Origin of the sequence: Paenibacillus sp. IHBB 3054 (genome assembly GCF_051594305.1) — a bacterium.
Lineage (GTDB): Bacteria > Bacillota > Bacilli > Paenibacillales > Paenibacillaceae > Paenibacillus_AQ.
The window spans coordinates 77,021-96,026 of record NZ_JBOFBG010000021.1; the positions used below are offsets into that span (position 1 = coordinate 77,021).

Annotated in this window: 14 protein-coding genes; 11 read left to right on the plus strand and 3 right to left on the minus strand. The window is 47.9% G+C overall.

Going from position 1 to position 19,006, the window contains the following annotated elements; genetic code table 11:
- The first annotated feature begins 23 nt into the window (after positions 1-23).
- The 8 genes from ACQ76X_RS21440 (at position 24) to ACQ76X_RS21475 (ending at position 10,621) form a co-directional block, all read left to right on the plus strand.
- The gene (locus tag ACQ76X_RS21440) at positions 24-848 is read left to right on the plus strand and encodes a response regulator transcription factor (RefSeq protein WP_438495836.1); all 825 of its coding nucleotides are present in this window, start codon (positions 24-26) and stop codon (positions 846-848) included.
- A gap of 333 nt (positions 849-1,181) precedes the next feature.
- Positions 1,182-2,552 carry an extracellular solute-binding protein gene (locus tag ACQ76X_RS21445; RefSeq protein ID WP_438495837.1) on the plus strand — a complete coding sequence of 457 codons (1,371 nt, stop codon included), beginning with the start codon at positions 1,182-1,184 and terminating at the stop codon, positions 2,550-2,552.
- Positions 2,553-2,710: 158 nt separating this feature from the next.
- Entirely contained in the window at positions 2,711-3,592 is an 882-nt protein-coding gene (locus ACQ76X_RS21450) for a carbohydrate ABC transporter permease (protein WP_340893882.1), read from the plus strand.
- Positions 3,593-3,597: 5 nt separating this feature from the next.
- The gene (locus ACQ76X_RS21455; RefSeq protein WP_038588146.1) at positions 3,598-4,431 is read left to right on the plus strand and encodes a carbohydrate ABC transporter permease; all 834 of its coding nucleotides are present in this window, start codon (positions 3,598-3,600) and stop codon (positions 4,429-4,431) included.
- Positions 4,432-4,512: 81 nt separating this feature from the next.
- The gene (locus tag ACQ76X_RS21460) at positions 4,513-5,535 is read left to right on the plus strand and encodes a glycoside hydrolase family 130 protein (RefSeq protein WP_438495838.1); all 1,023 of its coding nucleotides are present in this window, start codon (positions 4,513-4,515) and stop codon (positions 5,533-5,535) included.
- A gap of 27 nt (positions 5,536-5,562) precedes the next feature.
- On the plus strand, positions 5,563-6,525 hold the full coding sequence (locus ACQ76X_RS21465) for an acetylxylan esterase (protein WP_438495839.1): 963 nt from the start codon (positions 5,563-5,565) through the stop codon (positions 6,523-6,525).
- Between the two features lie 47 nt (positions 6,526-6,572).
- Positions 6,573-8,642 (plus strand): methyl-accepting chemotaxis protein, encoded by a 2,070-nt coding sequence (locus tag ACQ76X_RS21470; protein WP_438495840.1) that lies wholly within the window; start codon positions 6,573-6,575, stop codon positions 8,640-8,642.
- A gap of 173 nt (positions 8,643-8,815) precedes the next feature.
- On the plus strand, positions 8,816-10,621 hold the full coding sequence (locus ACQ76X_RS21475) for a peptidoglycan D,D-transpeptidase FtsI family protein (RefSeq protein ID WP_438495841.1): 1,806 nt from the start codon (positions 8,816-8,818) through the stop codon (positions 10,619-10,621).
- Here the strand turns inward: ACQ76X_RS21475 and ACQ76X_RS21480 are convergent.
- A complete protein-coding gene (locus tag ACQ76X_RS21480; RefSeq protein ID WP_438495842.1) occupies positions 10,582-11,775 on the minus strand; it encodes an AI-2E family transporter in 1,194 nt (397 codons plus the stop codon). The genes ACQ76X_RS21475 and ACQ76X_RS21480 overlap by 40 nt on opposite strands.
- Positions 11,776-12,031: 256 nt before the next feature.
- Between ACQ76X_RS21480 and ACQ76X_RS21485 the strand changes: the two genes are divergently transcribed.
- Positions 12,032-13,411: a polysaccharide deacetylase family protein gene (locus tag ACQ76X_RS21485; RefSeq protein WP_438495843.1), complete on the plus strand. Its 1,380-nt coding sequence runs from the start codon at positions 12,032-12,034 to the stop codon at positions 13,409-13,411.
- A gap of 139 nt (positions 13,412-13,550) precedes the next feature.
- Here ACQ76X_RS21485 and ACQ76X_RS21490 read toward each other — a convergent pair whose 3' ends face one another.
- Positions 13,551-14,375 carry a MerR family transcriptional regulator gene (locus ACQ76X_RS21490; protein ID WP_438495844.1) on the minus strand — a complete coding sequence of 275 codons (825 nt, stop codon included), beginning with the start codon at positions 14,373-14,375 and terminating at the stop codon, positions 13,551-13,553.
- 120 nt (positions 14,376-14,495) lie between these two features.
- On the opposite strand from ACQ76X_RS21490, the gene ACQ76X_RS21495 reads away from it, so the two are divergent.
- Together ACQ76X_RS21495 and ACQ76X_RS21500 are read left to right on the plus strand one after the other, a co-directional pair.
- Positions 14,496-15,320, plus strand: a complete 825-nt coding sequence (locus ACQ76X_RS21495) for an NAD(P)H-binding protein (RefSeq protein WP_438495845.1) — start codon at positions 14,496-14,498, stop codon at positions 15,318-15,320.
- A 120-nt stretch (positions 15,321-15,440) separates the two neighbouring features.
- Positions 15,441-16,271: a methyltransferase domain-containing protein gene (locus ACQ76X_RS21500; RefSeq protein ID WP_438495846.1), complete on the plus strand. Its 831-nt coding sequence runs from the start codon at positions 15,441-15,443 to the stop codon at positions 16,269-16,271.
- Positions 16,272-16,400: 129 nt separating this feature from the next.
- On the opposite strand, the gene ACQ76X_RS21505 is transcribed toward ACQ76X_RS21500, so the two are convergent.
- A complete protein-coding gene (locus ACQ76X_RS21505) occupies positions 16,401-18,929 on the minus strand; it encodes a pectate lyase family protein (protein ID WP_438495847.1) in 2,529 nt (842 codons plus the stop codon).
- Positions 18,930-19,006 lie beyond the last annotated feature (77 nt).

Genomic DNA, 19,006 nt, shown 5'->3' on the forward strand with positions numbered 1-19,006 from the left:
GGCTAATGAGGCATATAATTGAAATGGTAGCGCAATCATTCGCGAGCGGATTTACAATTGGAGGCGGTTTCGAATTGATTAAGGTCATGATTGCGGACGATGAGGAAGTAATACGACGCGGGCTGGAGAAGATTACTTCCCGCATGGACTTGGAAGTGGAGGTCATTGGCTCATACGGCAATGGACAGGAGGCTTGGGGGCATCTTTCCAAGCTGGCCCCTGAGGATATTGATCTCCTGATTACGGACATCAAGATGCCGAGGATGGACGGCTTCAAGCTGATAGAAGAGGCCAGGGGCCATATGAAAAATTTATCCATCGCTGTGCTGAGCGGATTTAGCGAGTTTGATTATGCCCGGAGGGCCATGCGTCATGGCGTACTGGATTACCTGCTTAAGCCGATAGAGAAGGCACAATTGTACGAGCTGTTGAAGCGGGTGGAGGAGAACAAGGAACTGAAGATTGCCGTACCTGAACAGGAGAATCCTCCAGCTCAGGCTGCCGAGGGTGGAGAGCATTATGTGGTTGAACAGACCAAAAGCATTCTGGAGAAGGAATATGGCCAAAATTTTGAGCTGGAGCGTCTGGCAGAGACCGTTGGCATGAACGCAAGTTATATCAGCCGCCTGTTTAAGTTCAAGACCGGCCAGACGATAACGGATTATCTTATCGGTATTCGTATCGCAAAAGCCAAGGAGCTGCTGATTTGCCAGCCTGATCTCAAAAACTATGAAATTGCCGAAAGGGTCGGTTACAGCGATCCTGTATATTTTAACAAGCTGTTCAAGAAAATGTGCGGAATGACACCAAAGGATTACAAAAGCGGATGCAGGACTCCGAAAAGCTAGCATTCGGCACAAAGTAATCTGCTCTTTAATAGGAAATGATTCGTGAAAAGGGGGGCGAAAGCCCTCCTTTTCAGGTTGTTTAATATAAGATAGATAACAAATTTAAATTTAGAAAAACAAAAATAACAAATTGAAGACCAGAAAAAACAATTGAAACCATCGTTTTGGCTCTGGAAACGATTTATAATATATTTGTAAGCGATACCATCATTCTTTTCATAACGATTGCAGACAAAACACGAGTTAACGGTGATTTATCTCAATCACGAGTGATATGGAGTGTTAGTATTTTGTTATTTAGAAACGTGAATAAAAGAGAGGGGTCAAAAGCAAATGAAGAAAAGCAAAGTAATGGCTGGTTTAATGGGACTTACGCTAATGGCTGGCTTGTTCACAGGCTGTTCATCGAACAACAACGCGGAGAATGAAACAGCGAACAATAAAGGAAACGCCGGAACCAACACGGAGGCTACTGCTGCTCCTGAAGGTGATGCCGCCAAGGACATCAAAGGCGAAATCACTGTGATTACACAAAGAACGGATATTGTTGATACCGTATTCAAAGATTACGCAGCAAAATTCAATGAGAAATATCCGGACGTAAAAGTGAACTTTGAAGCACTTTCCAGCTATGAGGATCAAATCAAAATCCGTATGAGCACCGACGATTACGGTGACGTGCTGCTGCTGCCTACAAGCGTAGCGATCAAGGATCTGCCGGACTTTTTCGAGCCGCTGGGCCAAATGTCCGACCTTGAACAGAAATATACAGGGCTTGAAGAACGTTCGGTAGACGGAGTTTCCTACGGTGTTCCAATCACTGTTAACTTCTCCGGCGTAATTTACAACAAACAAGTATTTAAAGATGCGGGCATTACGGAAACACCGAGAACGATGGACCAGTTCATGACGGCTCTGCAGAGCATCAAAGATAAAACCGAAGCTGTTCCGCTGTACACGAACTATGCAGCCGGTTGGACATTGACTCAATGGGAATCGGATTTGGCTACCGTTGCCGGCAACCGCGACTATGTCAATATCGCTCAAGTGGCTTCCGATGATAACTTCGTTAAGGGACAACCTCACTATGACCTGTACAAAGTACTGTACGATGCAGCTAAGAACGGGTTGATTGAAGAAGATCCTACAACAACAGACTGGGAATCTTCCAAGGCTGACCTGGCTAACGGAAAAATCGGTACCATGATGCTCGGATCCTGGGCGATCGGCCAAATTAAAGGAGTGGCTACAAATCCTGACGATGTAGGCTTCATGCCATTCCCTACCAATGCCGAGAAGGTTCTGGTTCCGCTGTCTGATGACTACAACCTGGGTGTCAGCGTTCACAGTAAAAATAAAGAAGCAGCAAGAGCGTGGTTGGACTGGTTCATTAATGAATCCGGCTATCCGACTACTGAAGGCGGCGGCATGAGCCCGGTTAAGGGTGCTGAGCTTCCTGAAATCCTCAAACAATTTGAAGGCATGGAAGTAACCTTTGATACACTGGCTCCTGCTAAAGCTGGAGAAGAAGGCTGGGTTGATGCCATCGACAAGGAAGCTCAAATTGGCCTATGGCAGCCTGACTTCAAGAAAGTGATCATTGAAGCGGCTATCGGTAACCGCAAAGATTCCTATGACGATATCATGAAAGATCTGAACGATAAATGGAAAGAAGCAAGAGCAAAAGTTACCGCTGCAAAGTAAGTGCCGGTGATTGCTATAACATTTTAACTTGATAAAACGCAGGGTGAAGAAAGATTCAAGAGAACGGGAAGATGCTCAAAGAGGCATTTTCCCCTTCACTTTTGCGGCCTGGAGCTGGATTTGGAGTATAAAGCATTTGTTCTTAGGAGGTGTGGAGAGTGCCCAAATTGTCTAACTTGAGTTATAAAAATCAGCGGATTTTGATTATTTTTCTATTTTCGTTGGTTCCGCTTCTTTTACTGTTAACCTTCTCGTATTTACCGGTGTTCAAGATGTTCCAGTACAGCTTCACGAGCTGGGATGGACTCAGCAAGAAGATGGAATATGTAGGGCTCGAAAACTATAAGACCATCTTCACCAAACCGGAGTATTTTTCCGTATTTAAAGTCAGTTTGTATTACTTCTTCGCTACCTTTATCCAAATGGGACTGGCGCTGTATTTTGCCACCATTCTAAGCTTTAATGTCCGGATGAAAAATTGGTTCAAGGGAATTCTGTTCTTCCCGACACTGCTTAACGGTGTGGCTATCGGTTTTATCTTCCTGTTCTTCTTCAAGCCGGAAGGGACTCTCAATACACTGCTTGATTTGTTGGGACTTGGAGCCTGGCAGCAGAAATGGCTGCTAAATCCTCATCTGATCAATATTTCCCTTGCTTTTGCCTCCGTCTGGAGATACATGGGAATGAACTTTATCATCTTCCTTGGAGCGATTTCCTCTATCGGAAGTGATATTTATGAAGCTTCGGAAATTGACGGCGCCAACCGCTGGCACCAGTTCAGACATATTATTATTCCGAGCATCAAGCGTATATTGCAGCTCAATCTGATTCTCGCGGTAAGCGGAGCGATCGGTGTCTTCGAAATTCCGTATGTCATGACCGGCGGGTCTAATGGCAGCAGCACGTTTGTCATCCAGACCGTCGATGTGGCCTTCAAATACAGCAAGCTTGGCCTTGCTTCCGCAATGGCCGTATTGCTTCTGGGCATAGTTATACTTGTTACCATTTTACAGCGTGTTCTGATCAAGGAGGAGAAGTAAGAACTATGCATACTTTTAAATATACCGCTGCTTCTTTCTTCAAATACCTCACCTTACTGTTAGGAGCGCTGGTGGCACTTATTCCAATAGTTGTCGTCCTTTTCGCTTCACTAAAAACAAACGCCGAATATGCTTCGACCGGACCGCTAACACTGCCGGAAAATTGGCTGAATTTCTCGAACTACACCAAGGCTTTTGTCGACGGCAAAATGCTGCTCGGCTTCAAGAACACGATCATTATCGTGGTGATTTCCATCGCCGGTGCAACGCTGACCGGTTCGATGATGGCTTATATCCTGTCCCGCTTCAAATTCAGAGGCAGCAAGCTGATGATGGGCGCCTTCCTGCTGGCTACGCTGATTCCGGGTGTGACGACTCAGGTGGCTACGTTCCAGATCATCAACTCCCTGGAACTGTTCAATACCCGCTGGGCACCGATTTTGATGTACCTGGGTACAGATATTATCGCCGTTTACATCTTCATGCAGTTTCTGGATTCGATTTCGGAGTCGCTTGATGAGTCTGCGATGCTGGACGGGGCTTCGTATTGGACCATTTACTGGCGGATTATATTGCCGCTGCTGAGTCCTGCCATTGTAACGGTCATTATCGTAAAGGGCGTAAATATCTACAATGACTTTTACACCCCATTCCTGTACATGCCAAAAAGTGACCTGCAGGTCGTCTCGACTGCGCTGTTTAAATTTAAAGGCCCGTACGGTTCGCAGTGGGAGGTTATCTGCGCCGCGATCATGATTGCGATTATCCCGACACTGGTCGCTTTCGTCTCTTTGCAAAAATATATTTATAACGGGTTTGCGCAAGGTTCTGTAAAATAGTTACAGGTTCAGGTTCAGGTTCAACACATTACATTTAAGAACTGCAGCGGAGCTGCAGTACCTTTGGAGGGAGACTTAACTATGAAAGAAGTAAAGTTGATTGGAAATGATTTGCCGAATATCCCATGGCAGGACAGACCTGCAGGAAACGAAAACCCGGTCTGGAGACATAATGACAACCCGGTAATTAAACGCAATCCGGCTAAAGGGGTTGCACGGATTTTCAACAGTGCGGTTGTTGCTTATGATGGCAGCTTTCTCGGTGTATTCCGCGTAGAGGACAACACGACCCGTCCACATCTGCGGATGGGCTACAGTGTTGACGGTCTGGACTGGAAAATCGACGATCAGCCGATTCAATTCATTGATGAAGAAGGCAATCCGTACATGCCGCGTTATGCCTACGACCCTCGTCTGGTGAAAGTCGAAGATACCTATTACATCATCTGGTGTACGGATTTCTACGGCGCGGCTATCGGTGTAGCGAAAACCCAGGACTTCAAAACCTTCATCAGCCTGGAAAATCCGTTCCTGCCGTTCAACCGTAACGGCGTGCTGTTCCCTAAAAAAATCAACGGCAATTTCGTGATGCTCTCCCGTCCGAGCGACAGCGGACATACCCCGTTCGGGGATGTGTTCCTGAGCGAAAGCCCTGACTTCGTCTACTGGGGCAAACACCGCCATGTGATGACCAAAGGCGGTCAAGGCTGGTGGCAGAGCACCAAAATTGGCGGCGGCCCCGCTCCGATTGAAACTTCCGAAGGCTGGCTGATGTTCTACCATGGCGTAACCGGAACCTGCAACGGTCTGGTATACAGCATGGGCGCAGTTATTCTGGATAAAGATGAGCCGTCGAGAGTGAAATACCGCTCCAAGAACTTCGTCCTGACACCGGAAGAATGGTACGAAGAAAGAGGTTTCGTGAACAATGTGCTCTTCCCTTGCGCCACGCTGAATGATGCCGAAACCGGCCGCATCGCCATCTATTACGGCGCTGCAGATACTTATGTAGGCGTTGCTTATACGACTGTTCAGGAAATCGTAAATTACGTGATTGAAACCCATGAGGAAGTCGGCGACGACGCGGGCTTGGGCAAGATCTAATACAGGTGGTTAAGGAGAAGATGATAAGTGACTAATGAACGATCCCTGCCCCAATTAAAAGCCTACAGGGGCAGCAGCCCGAAGCCGGAAGATTTCGATCTATTCTGGGAACGGGCGCTAAACGACCTTAACGCCCAGCCGCTTGATTATGAACTTGTGCCTGCGGAATTTACCAGCGAGCTGGCGGAATGTTTCCATCTCTATTTTACCGGCGTAGGCGGAGCAAGAGTGCACTGCAAATATGTAAGACCGAAGAAGGCGGCGCAAGGAAAGGGGCCGGGCGTTGTCATGTTCCACGGTTACTCCTGCGATAGCGGGGACTGGATGGAGAAGGTCACTTATGCCGCTCATGGAATCAGCGTGCTGGCAATGGACTGCCGGGGACAGGGCGGGCCGTCCGAAGACAATCTTACAGTGCAGGGCACCACGATCCGCGGTCATATTATCCGTGGTATTGATGATCCCAATCCCGATAACCTTTATTACCGCAACGTATTTCTGGATACCGCCCAGACGGCGCGTATTCTGATGGCGATGCCTGAAGTTGACCCGGCGCGGGTTGGCGCTTTCGGCCTGTCGCAAGGTGGCGGACTTACTGCAGCCTGCGCATCGCTTGAACCGCGCATTGCCATAGCTGTGCCGGTTTATCCGTTCCTGTCCGATTACAAACGGGCCTGGGAAACGAATATCACAACCTCGGCGTATGAGGAGATCAACTACTATTTCCGCTTTTTTGATCCGCATCATATGCGCGAGGACGAAATTTTCAACCGGCTGGGTTATATTGATATTCAGAATTTGGCGGACCGCATCCAGGCTAAAGTGCTGTGGGTGACTGGTTTGGCGGATACGATCTGTCCTCCTTCAACACAATTTGCTGCATACAATAAAATCACAGCATCAAAAGACCTCATGGTTTATTATGAATACGGTCATGAGTATCTTCCATATCTTGCTGATCGGACGCTTCAGACGTTCATGACCTTGTAACGGGTGTAATCCGTGCAAGAAAACAGTAGATTTGGCGGTGAATTTTTTTGAGCAAGCAAGCAAAAGGCAGTAAAGGGTTTCTAACCCGGCTGCATCCCTCCAAGTCGCTGGGGATGCGGCTATTTCTCGTGTTCTTCATCGCCACGATGGGAATTGTCCTGTCCCTCGGATACACCTCGTATTCCGTAGCCAGACAAACGATCGAGAACAACGCGCTGTCCTCCAATGAGCAGACGGTCCTACAAACGGCAGAGAAGCTGGACGTAATATTGCTGCGGTTTGAAGACAGCCTGGGACAGCTTTTTTACAACAAGGATATTCAGAATGCCGTAACGCAAGGAAATCAGTCTCCTGCAAACTTCGGGCAACATCAGGAGCAGTCTAAAGTGATCATGGGGGAGCTGGACCATTGGCTCTCTGCAGTAAGCGGGATACAAGCCGTGTACCTTGTACCGTTAAATGCCAGTCTCCCTATCTCTGCTACGGGAACGACTGACAGCGCCTTTGTGGAGGAGATCCGCGCATCCTCCTGGTTCAAGCAGCTGCAGGAGAAACCGCAGAGCTTATGGATCACGCAGGCATTGAAGCAAGGGGACCAGTCGGGAGTGCTGCATTTCGCCAAATCCATCGCGGGGGATGCCGGTGGCACCGGCTACATCGCTGTCTGCGATATCAAGACTACAGAACTGGAGAACCATCTCAGTAAAGTCAATCTGGGAATGGACTCCTACATTCAATTGCTGACGGACAAAGACGAGCTGATTGCCTCTTCACAGCACCAGGAGGCAGATACGTATCTGCGGCTGGGCGGAACGCTGCTGAAAGGCGTTAATCAAACCTCAGGCTCGCTGCCGACCAAGGACGAGGAAGGCGAATCCATTCTTGCGGTGTACGGCACACTGGAGAGCTCCGGCTGGAAAGTACTCGGGGTGGTGCCTGCTGAGAATCTGATCAAGGATGCCGGCCGTATTCTTAACACTACGTACATAGCGGTAGGCGCAGCCGCAGTAATTGCCATTATGATCGGCTTGTGGATGGTAAGGATGGTATCGAGGCCGCTCTCAAAGCTGAGGCACTTGATGTTTCAGGGAGCCGAAGGCGATCTGCGTGTGCGGACCAAGATCACTTCCCGCGACGAGATCGGCCAGTTGTCCAGCTCCTTCAATGCAATGATGGAGCGGATTACAGAGCTGGTTATCCATACCAACGAGACCGCCCGCGAAGTGCTGGAGACCGCCGATGCACTAGGCAGTGCATCACGCAAGACGGCTGCTGCGGCAATGGATATTGCTGCGGCGACCGAAGAGATTGCCGGCGGCGCTGGCAATCTGGCTCTGGAAGCGGACCGCGGAAACGAAATGACCGCGGCAATCTCCGGGCAGATGGATATGGTTTTTGCTGCCGCCCATGAGATGGAAAGCACGGCGCATAGTGTAGGACAAGCTAGTGAAGAAGGCGTTGTGAAGTTAAAGGAATTGCTGGGCAGAACACAAACGACAGGCGAAATGACCCATCATCTCGTGGTGAAAGTCAATGAATTGAAGGAAACTGCTTCTTCGGTGATTAAAGTGCTTGAGGTTATGCAGAATATTACGCAGCAGACTAATATCCTGTCACTGAATGCTACGATTGAAGCGGCAAGAGCGGGGGAGGCCGGCCAGGGCTTTATGGTCGTGGCCGATGAAATCCGCCAATTGGCTGACCAATCCAAGCGTTCCATTACGGTTGTAGCTGAGATTACCGACAAGATCATGAACGATATGAATGAGACTGTGGCTGCGTTGTCGGATGTAGCTCCGCTGTTCAATGAACAGGTGACTTCTGTCCGCAATACCAGCGACATCTTCGTATCCGTACAGGAACAGATGAATCATTTCATCGACCGGCTGGAATCTGTCTCTTCATCGGTCGACGGACTTAACCAGTCACAACGAGTGCTGTCAGAGACGATTGGCAATGTCAGCTCCTTCGCCGAGGAATCATCAGCTGCCTCCGAGGAGGTTGCTTCCTTAAGCGGTGAGCAGCAGAATGTGAGCGATTATCTGGTTGAACTTTCCGGCAAGCTGGAACATGCTTCAAGCATGCTTAAGGAAAGACTGTCCAAATTTAGTGTCTAACCATCCTGCATGCAAAAAAGCAATGCATCCATTACACCGCTCCACCCATTTACGGGTAGAGCGGTTTTTTGCCATACCTTGAACGTCCCATGTAATAAATTAGCAAGGTGGGCATAATAGATCCCAGGAACAACACAATCGGCTATCCGCACATACATTCAGGAGGAATGGCATTGCATAAGGTAATCCATAAACGTATATTCTGGGGCCTGCTTATTTTGTCGTCACTGCTTGCAGTCCTCATTCTAAGGCTGGCATGGGTTCAACTGCTGCTTAAGAATCAGCCGGTCCCCGGTGCGGAATATTCTCTTGCCCAGATGGCCGAGATTCAGAGTGAGCGGGAGACCGTACTGGACAGCGGGCGTGGCCGGCTCTATGACCGCAGCGGAAAGCCGCTTGCCGGTGAAACCGTTTGGGCGGCAGCCTTTTTTCCGCAGGAAGAACAACCTGCTGCTGACATTAGCCCGGGAGCGGAAGCGGGAACGGAACCTCAACGTCGTCTTGCCGCGATCCTCGGAGTCCCGTATGAGCAGCTGCAGAGCAGAATCTCCGGAGTGAAGGAGCCGTTTCTATGGCCCTCTGCCACAACCAAGACCCCCCAGGCGCTGACACCGCAGCAGGCACAAGAAGTGGAGCATTTGGGTCTGGGCGGGGTCAGAGTCCTGCCGTTCTCCCGCAGATATGAGAATGAAGCGTCAGGACGGCAATGGCTGGGGTATATGTCGGAGGCTTCCAAGACGAAGGCAAAGGACTCGCCCACAGGACTTAGAACTCCACTGACCGGAACGGATGGGCTGGAGAAAACCCTGGAACCGCTGCTTCAGGGTGTTGGTCACACGGAGGCATATGCCCAGGTGGATGCGCGTGGCAACCGGCTTCCGGGCAGCCCTATAAAAGTGAAGGCGCCAGGGAATCCCTATTACCCCTTGTCGATCTATACGACGATTGATAAGCAGCTTCAAGCAGGAATTGAGCAGCTGGTTACGGAGGCGGGATTGAAAGAGGGCGCGGTGGTAGTGCTGGATACCAAAAATGGTGATATACAGGCGATGGTGTCTCTGCCCTTTTATAATCCAGGGCATGTTTCGCCTGAAGGCGGGGAGTGGAATAACCGGGCACTGCAGGCAGCCGCACCCGGCTCCATCTTTAAGATTGTAACGGCCGCAGCCGCGCTGGAGGCCGGGATAACCTCGCCGGACGAGAAGTTCTATTGCTCGGGGCATTATGACAAATTCGGTCTGTCCTGCCAGAACGGCAAAGGACACGGTTCCCTCACGCTGGCGCAAGGGTTCGCCGTGTCCTGCAATACAGTATTTGCTTCCCTCGCCGAGCGGCTGAGCGGCGCGCAGCTTCAGGCCACCGCACTGGCGCTTGGCCTGGGAAGAGATGTGGGCTGGCAAGCGAAGGATACGCTTGGCCTGCCGCTGCTCCGGCCGCTCGCCGGGGAGCAGCCAGGAACGATCTTTACGACCCTGCTGCCGGATGACGGCGGAGCAAGGGTGCAGACAGCCATTGGCCAGCGGGATGCAAGAGTGACGCCGCTGCAGGCGGCCAATCTCGTCGTCACGCTGCTGCATGGCGGCAAGGTTAGAGCGCCGCGCATTCTGCAGCGGGTCGCGTTCAGAAACGGCCAGACGCTTAAGGAGCTGCCGGGACACCTGGCTCCGGCTTCCTCCGGAGAAATCTCGGATTCGACATCCAGGCTGCTGTTGTCCTGGATGCGGCTGGTCGTCACAGAGGGAACCGGCAGACGCCTGCAAGACGCACATTGGCCGTTGGCCGGCAAATCGGGCACGGCCCAGACCCTAGTGAAGGGAGCACCGCGCAACAATCAGTGGTTCATCGGCTACGGTCCGGTTGACCATCCCCGGTATGCCGTATCCATCGCTGTGGAGAATGTGGCCCCCGGCAGTGCCCATACGGCAACCAAGCTGTTTGGTCAGGTATTCGACTTGTTGGCCGCGTCTTCGGGAGCTTGAGATGGTTCTGTTTCACCGGTGACGGGTCCTCCGGCAGTCGAAGGTTCGGCTGCCGCGAACGGCGAAACGATAAATTCCTCCTGAGGCAGATAGATCCAGCGCTGGAGATAACCCTGCTGAATCAGCTCCTTGATCAGAATAAGCAGGATCGGGGACAGGATCAGTCCGGCCACGCCGAAGGCGGACATGGAGAAGATTACAAAGGACAACATCAGAAACGCTGAGGATACGCCGATCGAATTGCCGGTAATCTTCGGCTCCAGCAGTTGGCGCACAATCAGCACAATCGCCAGCAGGACGAGCAGTCCAATCGCAAGCGAAGTATTGCCCACGATAAACAAATAAATAATCCAGGGAATCAGAATCGTCGATACCCCAAGCAGCGGCAGCACATCAAATACAGCGCATACCAGCGCCATGGTGATCTCGTTTCCCGTTCTTAGTATGAACAGACCGACCAGCACAATGACGAAAGTGATGCTGATCAAGATCAGCTGGGCTTTGAGATAGGAACCGATGGCTTTAAAAACGTTCCCTTGGACGAAAGCGAAAGCCGTCTTAAAGGTCTTGGGCATTTTATCATGAGCGATCTTGCGCCAGTCCTTGATCTCCATGCTGAGGAAAAAAGCGAGAATAATAGCGACGCCGAAATTGCCCATAAAGGAGGAGAAAGAGCCAAGCACACCAACCATATACTTAAAGAAGCTGACCATCCATTTGGAAAGAATGTTGGTGGCATCGGTGAAATAGCCATTTATTTTCGTTGTAAGATCAGGCGGCAGCGCATCAATCTGATGCTGCAGATAAGTGGTGGTTTCTTTAAAATGCATTTGAAGCATCTTTGTGTATACGGGTAAGCTATCCGAGAATTGAAGGGCCTTTGTCGCAATGAGCAGTCCTGCACCGAACAAGACGCCCAGCAGAATAATCAGAAACAGCAGTACGGAAATTGCGGAGGCGAACGGTTTGCCCATTCCCTTGCGGTTCAGGAAGCGGGCCAGCGGCTCGATCAGCAGGAATACAAAAAAAGACAGGAATACCGGTGCGGCCAGTTGATACAGCTTGCTGAAACCTAGCATTACGAGATACACCGTCAGCACCACCAAACCAATATCAAAGAAGGTGCGCCAATATTTTTTGTACAGCGGCAGCATAAGTATAAACGACTCCTTTTTCAGATTACTTTTTTAGAAATTTTAACAATTTAGGCTCCAATTCATTGTACACGATTTTAATAAAAAAGCGTCTTTTTCTTTGGTACCTGTGTTAAAATAGGGGGTAACGTTTTTTCGTGGGATTCTGCTCACCTAAAAACCGCGAGACATATTATACTCTACTTGGCCGTACCCAAATATCTGCTTGCAGACGTAAGACGAGCCAAAGTCAACTCTGGAAAAGCGGTGAATATACATGCAGACTTTGCTGCTCTGGTTATTTTACATCTCGACCTTTTATGCGTTCATTCCTGGAATGATCAGCCGGATCTTCGGTTACCGCGTATTCCGCAAAGGGACTGGGCGCTCCGAATTTGCACTGACCTTTGATGATGGTCCCGATCCGCACTATACACCACTTTTACTGGATCTGCTTAAACGTTATGATGCCAAGGCGACTTTCTTTGTAGTCGGGTCGCATGCCGAACAGAATCCGGAACTTATTAAGCGTATGCATGATGAGGGACATCTTATCGGCATTCATAATTATGTGCACAAGAGCAACTGGGTGATGCGTCCCGCTACTGTCAGGCAGCAGATTCAACGCACGGATGATATTATTTACAGTATTACCGGGGAGCGGAGCACCTATTACCGTCCGCCGTGGGGGATAGTCAATCTGTTCGACTTCTCCAAACGCCGCCAGGTTCAAATTGTGCTCTGGTCGGCTATGTTCGGCGACTGGAAAGAGAAGCTCGGCGCAGAACGGCTGACCGAGAAGCTGATCGACAAGCTGAACCCGGGCGAAGTGATGCTGCTCCATGATTGCGGGACAACACTCGGTGCAGATCCGAAAGCGCCGGAGCATATGCTGGTTGCCCTGGAACGGATGCTGGAGGAAGCGCGGCTTCGGGGCTTGCGCAGCATCCGGATCGACCAGATGATCAAGAATGTGCAGAACTCGCCGATTCAGCGGATCTCCTACGGCAAACGGCTGATTGTCGGCCTGTGGCTGGCCTGGGAGCAAGTCTTCCAGTTCCTCTTCCGCTTAAAGACGATCTCACCGGCTGACCCGTTCCTCCATTACCGGCTGCGCAAATATCAAGGCGGCACCGTGCAGATGGAAGGCGGCGAGGTCTTGAACAAAGGCGATAAGGTCATTGAGCTGCATATCGACAACCGGCAGCTGTTCGAGATTGGCCTGAATTCCCGCTCTTCAGCACAGCTTGCGATCCGCATGATCCGCAGGATGGAAAAGGATCTGCCGGTGCTTGCGGAGCAAATAGCCGGCGATGTGGATTTGGCCGAGGCCAAGGCGCTATACGGTGTCAGCATGCTCAACCGCGGGCCGGAAAAATTCGGCTTCATGGTCCTGGATCTGCCGAACGGCTGGTTTGCCCGTTCCTCCAAGTTTTATTTAAGTCTTCTGCTTAGTGTTATTCATCCCTCAGGCGGAGAGAGGCTGAAAGTCCGCAGCGAGGCTCTGATCCCCAAGATGATCCTGATGCCCATCTCACAGCTCTTAGATCAGATGAATCAGCAGCGTCCGCAGAAACAAGCGAAACCGCGTGAGCACAAACGCGAAGAAGAGTTGACCCTGGAAGCTGAACTGCCGGGAGCGACGGTTATGCATTGATTTGAGGGTTCCTGAACTAATATATAATTCGATATAGCTGAACTTGAAATGCCCCGGCAGCCGTAAAATTGGCTGGCGGGGCATTTTTTGTTAAATTCATGATTTATCGTGAGTATAATATGCGGAATAGTTTTTGTTTTTACATTTTGGAAATTCGAACAGAGATCTTAATTAAATACTCTTCATAGCCCCTAACTGAAAGATCATCTAACAAAACATCCTCATAAAAAAATCCCTCTACTTCTATGTTCTTATCCTTAGCATATTTAATTATTCGATCATAAGTTTCACTTACACTTGAGTATCCCTCTGTATGATATGCGATTAAATATGTCCCTTTTTCTCGCTGGAAATTTGAAAAATTTGAATCTTTACTAACTCGAGTAAAAAGGTAATCATAATTGAATGGTTCATTTGCTAAAACTCTTTTTGTATTTCTCATCCAGCCTACTGAATGGGATGCTTCAATACTATAAATATTCAAGTACTTTTCGTGTTTGATCATGGAATCGTAAATGCTTTTATCATTTGTGTAAGGATCAGCCTCTGTTATTACCAAAAACTCTTCGTTATTTTCCTCCATAACAATATCAGCTGAATTGATCTCAGTGGCTGCTTGGGTAATTCGTTTCTTCTCTGATATTATACTTTTCATTTTTTGAAGCTGTTTAATTTTTGAATTCAGCAGCTTCTCTTCTTTATCAAGTAGGGCAATGAACTCATGAGGTGATCTTTTTTTTAAATATTCTTTTATCTCTTTTAATGGCATTTCTAATTCTTTAAGTATTGAAATCACTTTAAAGACATCAATTTGATTAATTGAATAATATCTATACCCATTTTCAGCTGTAAATTCAGGAGAAAGAATTCCAAGTCGATCATAGTGAAATAATGTATCCTTGCTAATACCCAACACTTTTGCAAATTGGCCAGAAGTTAAATGAGTTTGAAAAATTCTCTCCATAAAACCCTCCTTGACTATAGTGTTACACCATACTTTATTATAACCAAGTAACCTTCAAATAGCAGTAATACACGGGGATTCTGATCTATTTGGAATTTTAATATGAGAGGATAAAAAGGAATGGAAATTTTAGTTACAGGAGCAACAGGAACAGTAGGCGGACACATTGTAGAACAACTTCTTTCAAAAGGTGTTGAGGTAAGGGCCTTGTCTCGCAACCCCAAAAACTCAAGTTTTACACCTGAAGTCCATTCTGTAGCAGGAGACCTCAATAATCCTGAAACCCTACAAGTACATCTTCAAACTGTTGACAGTCTATTTTTGATTACACAGAGTGATCAAACAGAGGCCAAATATTTGGCGAACCAAAGAATTATTCAAATGGCAAAAGAGGCGGATGTTAAAAAGATTGTAGCGTTGATGGATTATGAAGGAAACCCAATAGAGAGCATCATTCAAGATAGCGGAATGGACTGGACAATCTTAAGGCCGGCAGAATTTATGAAGAATGCACTTTATTTTTGGGCAGAATCCATTCAAAAAGAAGGGATTGTAAGAACGGGATTCCCTGATGCTTTGAGCGTTAGAATTCACGAAGCAGATATTGCCGCTGTTGCAGTTAAAGCGCTCACCGAAGAAGGTCATCATGGAAAGATATATACTTTAACTGGTCCACAATCGTTATCTAACAGGAGTGCGGTTACACAGATTTCTAAAATTATTGGCAAACCGATTGAGCTAATTGAACTGACTGAGGAACAAGTAAGACAAAACGCCAAAATTCAAGGATTTGATGATGAATTCATAGAAGACTTCATCATAGGAATGGTAAAGAATCCACCTGAAAGCAACTGTAAAGTTTTACCGACAGTAGAACAAATAACAGGAAAACCAGCAAGAACTTTTGCTCAATGGGTTACTGAAAACAAACACTACTTTGAGTAAATTAAGATATCCTCAGCATATTTACATGTATTGCTCAGTCCGCTGACGGGCAGGTTTACGTGATAAAGAAGGAATCACTTAAGGACTGTCGAATATTTTGTTTTATCACGGAGGTGACATATGAAGGCGCGTAATTCTACTTACAATATTGGCAATGTTACTCTAGGTTTTGAAGAAGAGGTTGAGCGGCTGAAAGTACAAACAATGATGGGGTGGGATAAAGAGTTCCGTAACTTACAATGGTATGGGTTGCAGGATGGAATGAGCGTGTTAGAACTTGGAAGTGGTCCCAGTTTCGTTACCGAACAATTACTCCATAGTTTGCCGGAAAGTGAGATTACAGCTGTGGAAATTGATCAAAAGCTACTGGCTGAAGCTAAAAACCGGTTACATCATATCCCTTCGTCCAAACTGCGGTTTGTACATTCATCTGTGTATGACACCGGACTCCCTGATCATTCCTATGATTTTGCTATTGCAAGGTTACTGTTTCTTCATTTGCATAATCCGGTGGAGGCTGCAAGAGAAATTTATCGTGTACTAAAGCCTGGTGGGAAGCTTGTCATTATCGATATTGATGACGGGATTTTTGGAGCGGTTAGCCCGAATATGGATTTACTGCCTTCTGTGATAAAGAAGCTGGCGGATCATCAAGCTGCAAAAGGGGGCAATCGGTATATCGGCAGGGGGCTGCCACGACTCTTAGCACAGGCAGGTTATAGCGATTTAGATATGGATACTGTTATCCAGCATAGTGATCTTCATGGAATGGAAGGTTTTAGACGGCAGTTTGATATTAACCGGTTTAGGGTTTTTTACAATAAGGGAATTATCAATGAAGAAGAATATGAACAATTACAACAAGTCTCTGAGAATTTTAATAATTCCCCTGAAGCCTATGCGATGATGACCTTTGTGATGGCATGTGGTAAAAAACCAGAGGACTGCTGAACGAACGGGCAACCTTATCTTAACAAACACACCAACACGGCAGCTGTTGTACCGGCTGCCGTGTTGGTGTAACATCTGTGCAGAAGATCACACTATTTAGCGTTTATTCATAGCATCCCCGGGTACAGTCTAGTCGCTAATAGGGGCAAATTTATTCTCTACAGTAATATTGGAGAACTTTGCATAGTTCAGTTGCTCAATCACATTTGCAACATCATTGCTGTCAACGGCAAATCCGACATATACCGAACCTTGCATAACGATTGTCCGCTTGCCGACCGGCGTCCATTTTTTTCCGTCTATAGATCCATAAGCATAGAAAGTATCTCCCTGACGGCCAAGTTTAAGCCAATAGCCTTGTTCCACACCATTAATCTTGAACGGAATATCCGGAAGTAGTTGAATCCCGGCTTTTTCGGCAGCAGAAGGGCTGTCTAAAGTTTCGGTCAATACATCGAATTCTCCGCCCTTAAGGTTTCTTCCCGTCAGATAAGATGACCAGGCGGTAGCTTTAAATAACTTCACCCAGGAGAGGCAGAGGGCCGTAGCAGCACTGTCTTCTTTCAAGTCATCGCGGATCATCAGTCCTGTGAAGGCGTGGTTGTCAACGTCTCCAATCTTCTCCAGCTTCGCGGTAACCGCCATATCTCCGTTCATTTCTTTATACACAAAGTGAAAGTCGTCTTTGGCCGCATTGTTCGCATCTGATCGTTCAAGGCTGCCTTCGCTACTTCCAAGCTTTCCGTTTCCTTTAACAGTAATCACATCGCCTATCATGCTTCCGGAACCTTTAATGTTCGGATTGCCGATATCTTTGGAGGTCCAGCCCTTGCCAGCCAAAGCAGAGGAGGAGGTATTGACATGGATGTTGGTGGCAGTGGTTTGTGTCTCATTTCCTTTGGTGTCCGTGACTCTTGCAGAGATATAGTGGGAAGCATCCTCTAGTCCCTTGATCGAATAGGTGTAAGTGTTGCCTTTCTTCACTGCATCTCCAAGATATTTAGATCCATTGTATACAGCAACTTTCTTTATTTTGTGTCCGAATTTGGAAGAAGCTTTGATTTTAACCTCGATCTCTTTCCCTAAAGCAAACTGGGCATTGTTCCTTGGTGCCATGAGGCTGGCTTCAGAATTTTCGGCAACATGGTCCATACCGGCAAGACCGTTAGTATAAAGTTCAAGCCATGTATAACCGCTTTCTGTAATTGTTTTATAGGCATCCTTGATGCCCCAGATATTATTCTTCTTTTCCCACTTGTCGTCTATGCCGTTTTGATTGGTGTCAAATTGATCCTCTCTCTGTTCTTCTACGACACCAAAGGCCGAGATATATCCCCCAACCTCATGTTCCGTGTTGATATATCTTCCCGAGCCTTGCTCTACTTCCGCAACAATTCTTGCGTCGATAGCGCCGCGACGCGGATAGGTAGCTCCCGCTTGTTGCAGAATGCTTTTCAGTAACGGTTGGTTAGCGGGTTTTACACCGGAATTAACGTAATCATCAAATGCTTTATTGGTAGTACCGTGATTTACTCCCGTACTGTCCGCCGAAAGATACGGCTTGCTTACTAAGTTCGTCATTTGGTCACCGCTGTTGTCACCGGAAAATTTCACAGTATCAGAGGATTCATTCAGCAAACCAGTAAGCTCCCCGTTGATTCGGTTCCCCGCGATGTAGAAGCCGCCAAGCTTCTTGGATTCCCCGGCATCAATAACCCTTTGAGTCACGTTATCTCTTGTACCTGGACCGGCAATTTCGATATTGTTCATAAAATTAGTAAAGGTAAAACCCCCGCCATAGGTTCCATTAAAGCCCCAATTATAAATTACGTTGTTGGAGAACTGAACAACTGCGACATGCTCTGCATCCGCAGCACCTGCATAACCACCGCCCAGCCTTGGGTTTCGCGAGGTGTGGTTCGCGTACAGATTGTGATGGAACGTTGTTTTATCTCCGCCTGAAATACCGCCATAGCCATGTCTTCCTTTGGTATGCCCGGACAGAGTCAGACTTTCCGAAATCATGGACCACTGGATTGTACCGTTTTCGCCTCTGTATAACGATAAGGTTTCATCCGTGTTCCAGCTGAAGGAACAATGGTCAATAAGGAAGTAGTTGTTGTCCCTGCCCCAAAGCGCATCCATTGAATCGCTGCCGCTAAATACATTGGTGGCACCCGGACGGAAAGAGATATAGCGAAGAATGATGTTTTCCGAATTGCTGATATCGGTATCCCAGCCTGCAATCGTAATTCCGTTGCCTGGGGCGGTTTGCCCGGCGATGGACAGGTTTTTGATATTATTGAGTCGCAGGGTGCTTTTTAGTTCAATCGTTCCGGAAACATGAAAAACAATCGTACGCCCCTCTTTAGGCGTAGATACAACCCCATACCGAAGCGACCCTTCAATCGGTTTGTCATTGACAGCATAATCTTTGAGGGTGGTTACGATATATACATCGCCTCCCCGGCCACCGCTGGTATAGGCGCCTCCACCTTCCGCGCCCGGAAAAGCAATGATTGAGGCACCTGTAAAAAGCTTGTCTCCATCTGCCTGTCCTGAGGCATCAAGAGGCTGGATTCCTAAAAATGAAAACGCTACCGAAATACTCGTGAAAACGGCTAAAACCTTGTTGAATCGTTTACTCTTTCTGTTCATCTTTTGACGTATAACATGGATGCAGCCTTATCTTGAGGCATTGCTCCTGTTATACTTCCTCCTTTCAGTCAAATGTT

Coding starts and splice junctions, on each gene's coding strand:
- ACQ76X_RS21440 (WP_438495836.1), top strand. CDS start 24: ATGGTAGCGCAATCATTCGCGAGCGGATTTACAATTGGAGGCGGTTTC.
- ACQ76X_RS21445 (WP_438495837.1), top strand. CDS start 1,182: ATGAAGAAAAGCAAAGTAATGGCTGGTTTAATGGGACTTACGCTAATG.
- ACQ76X_RS21455 (WP_038588146.1), top strand. CDS start 3,598: ATGCATACTTTTAAATATACCGCTGCTTCTTTCTTCAAATACCTCACC.
- ACQ76X_RS21460 (WP_438495838.1), top strand. CDS start 4,513: ATGAAAGAAGTAAAGTTGATTGGAAATGATTTGCCGAATATCCCATGG.
- ACQ76X_RS21480 (WP_438495842.1), bottom strand. CDS start 11,775: ATGCTGCCGCTGTACAAAAAATATTGGCGCACCTTCTTTGATATTGGT.
- ACQ76X_RS21485 (WP_438495843.1), top strand. CDS start 12,032: ATGCAGACTTTGCTGCTCTGGTTATTTTACATCTCGACCTTTTATGCG.
- ACQ76X_RS21490 (WP_438495844.1), bottom strand. CDS start 14,375: ATGGAGAGAATTTTTCAAACTCATTTAACTTCTGGCCAATTTGCAAAA.
- ACQ76X_RS21495 (WP_438495845.1), top strand. CDS start 14,496: ATGGAAATTTTAGTTACAGGAGCAACAGGAACAGTAGGCGGACACATT.
- ACQ76X_RS21500 (WP_438495846.1), top strand. CDS start 15,441: ATGAAGGCGCGTAATTCTACTTACAATATTGGCAATGTTACTCTAGGT.
- ACQ76X_RS21505 (WP_438495847.1), bottom strand. CDS start 18,929: ATGAACAGAAAGAGTAAACGATTCAACAAGGTTTTAGCCGTTTTCACG.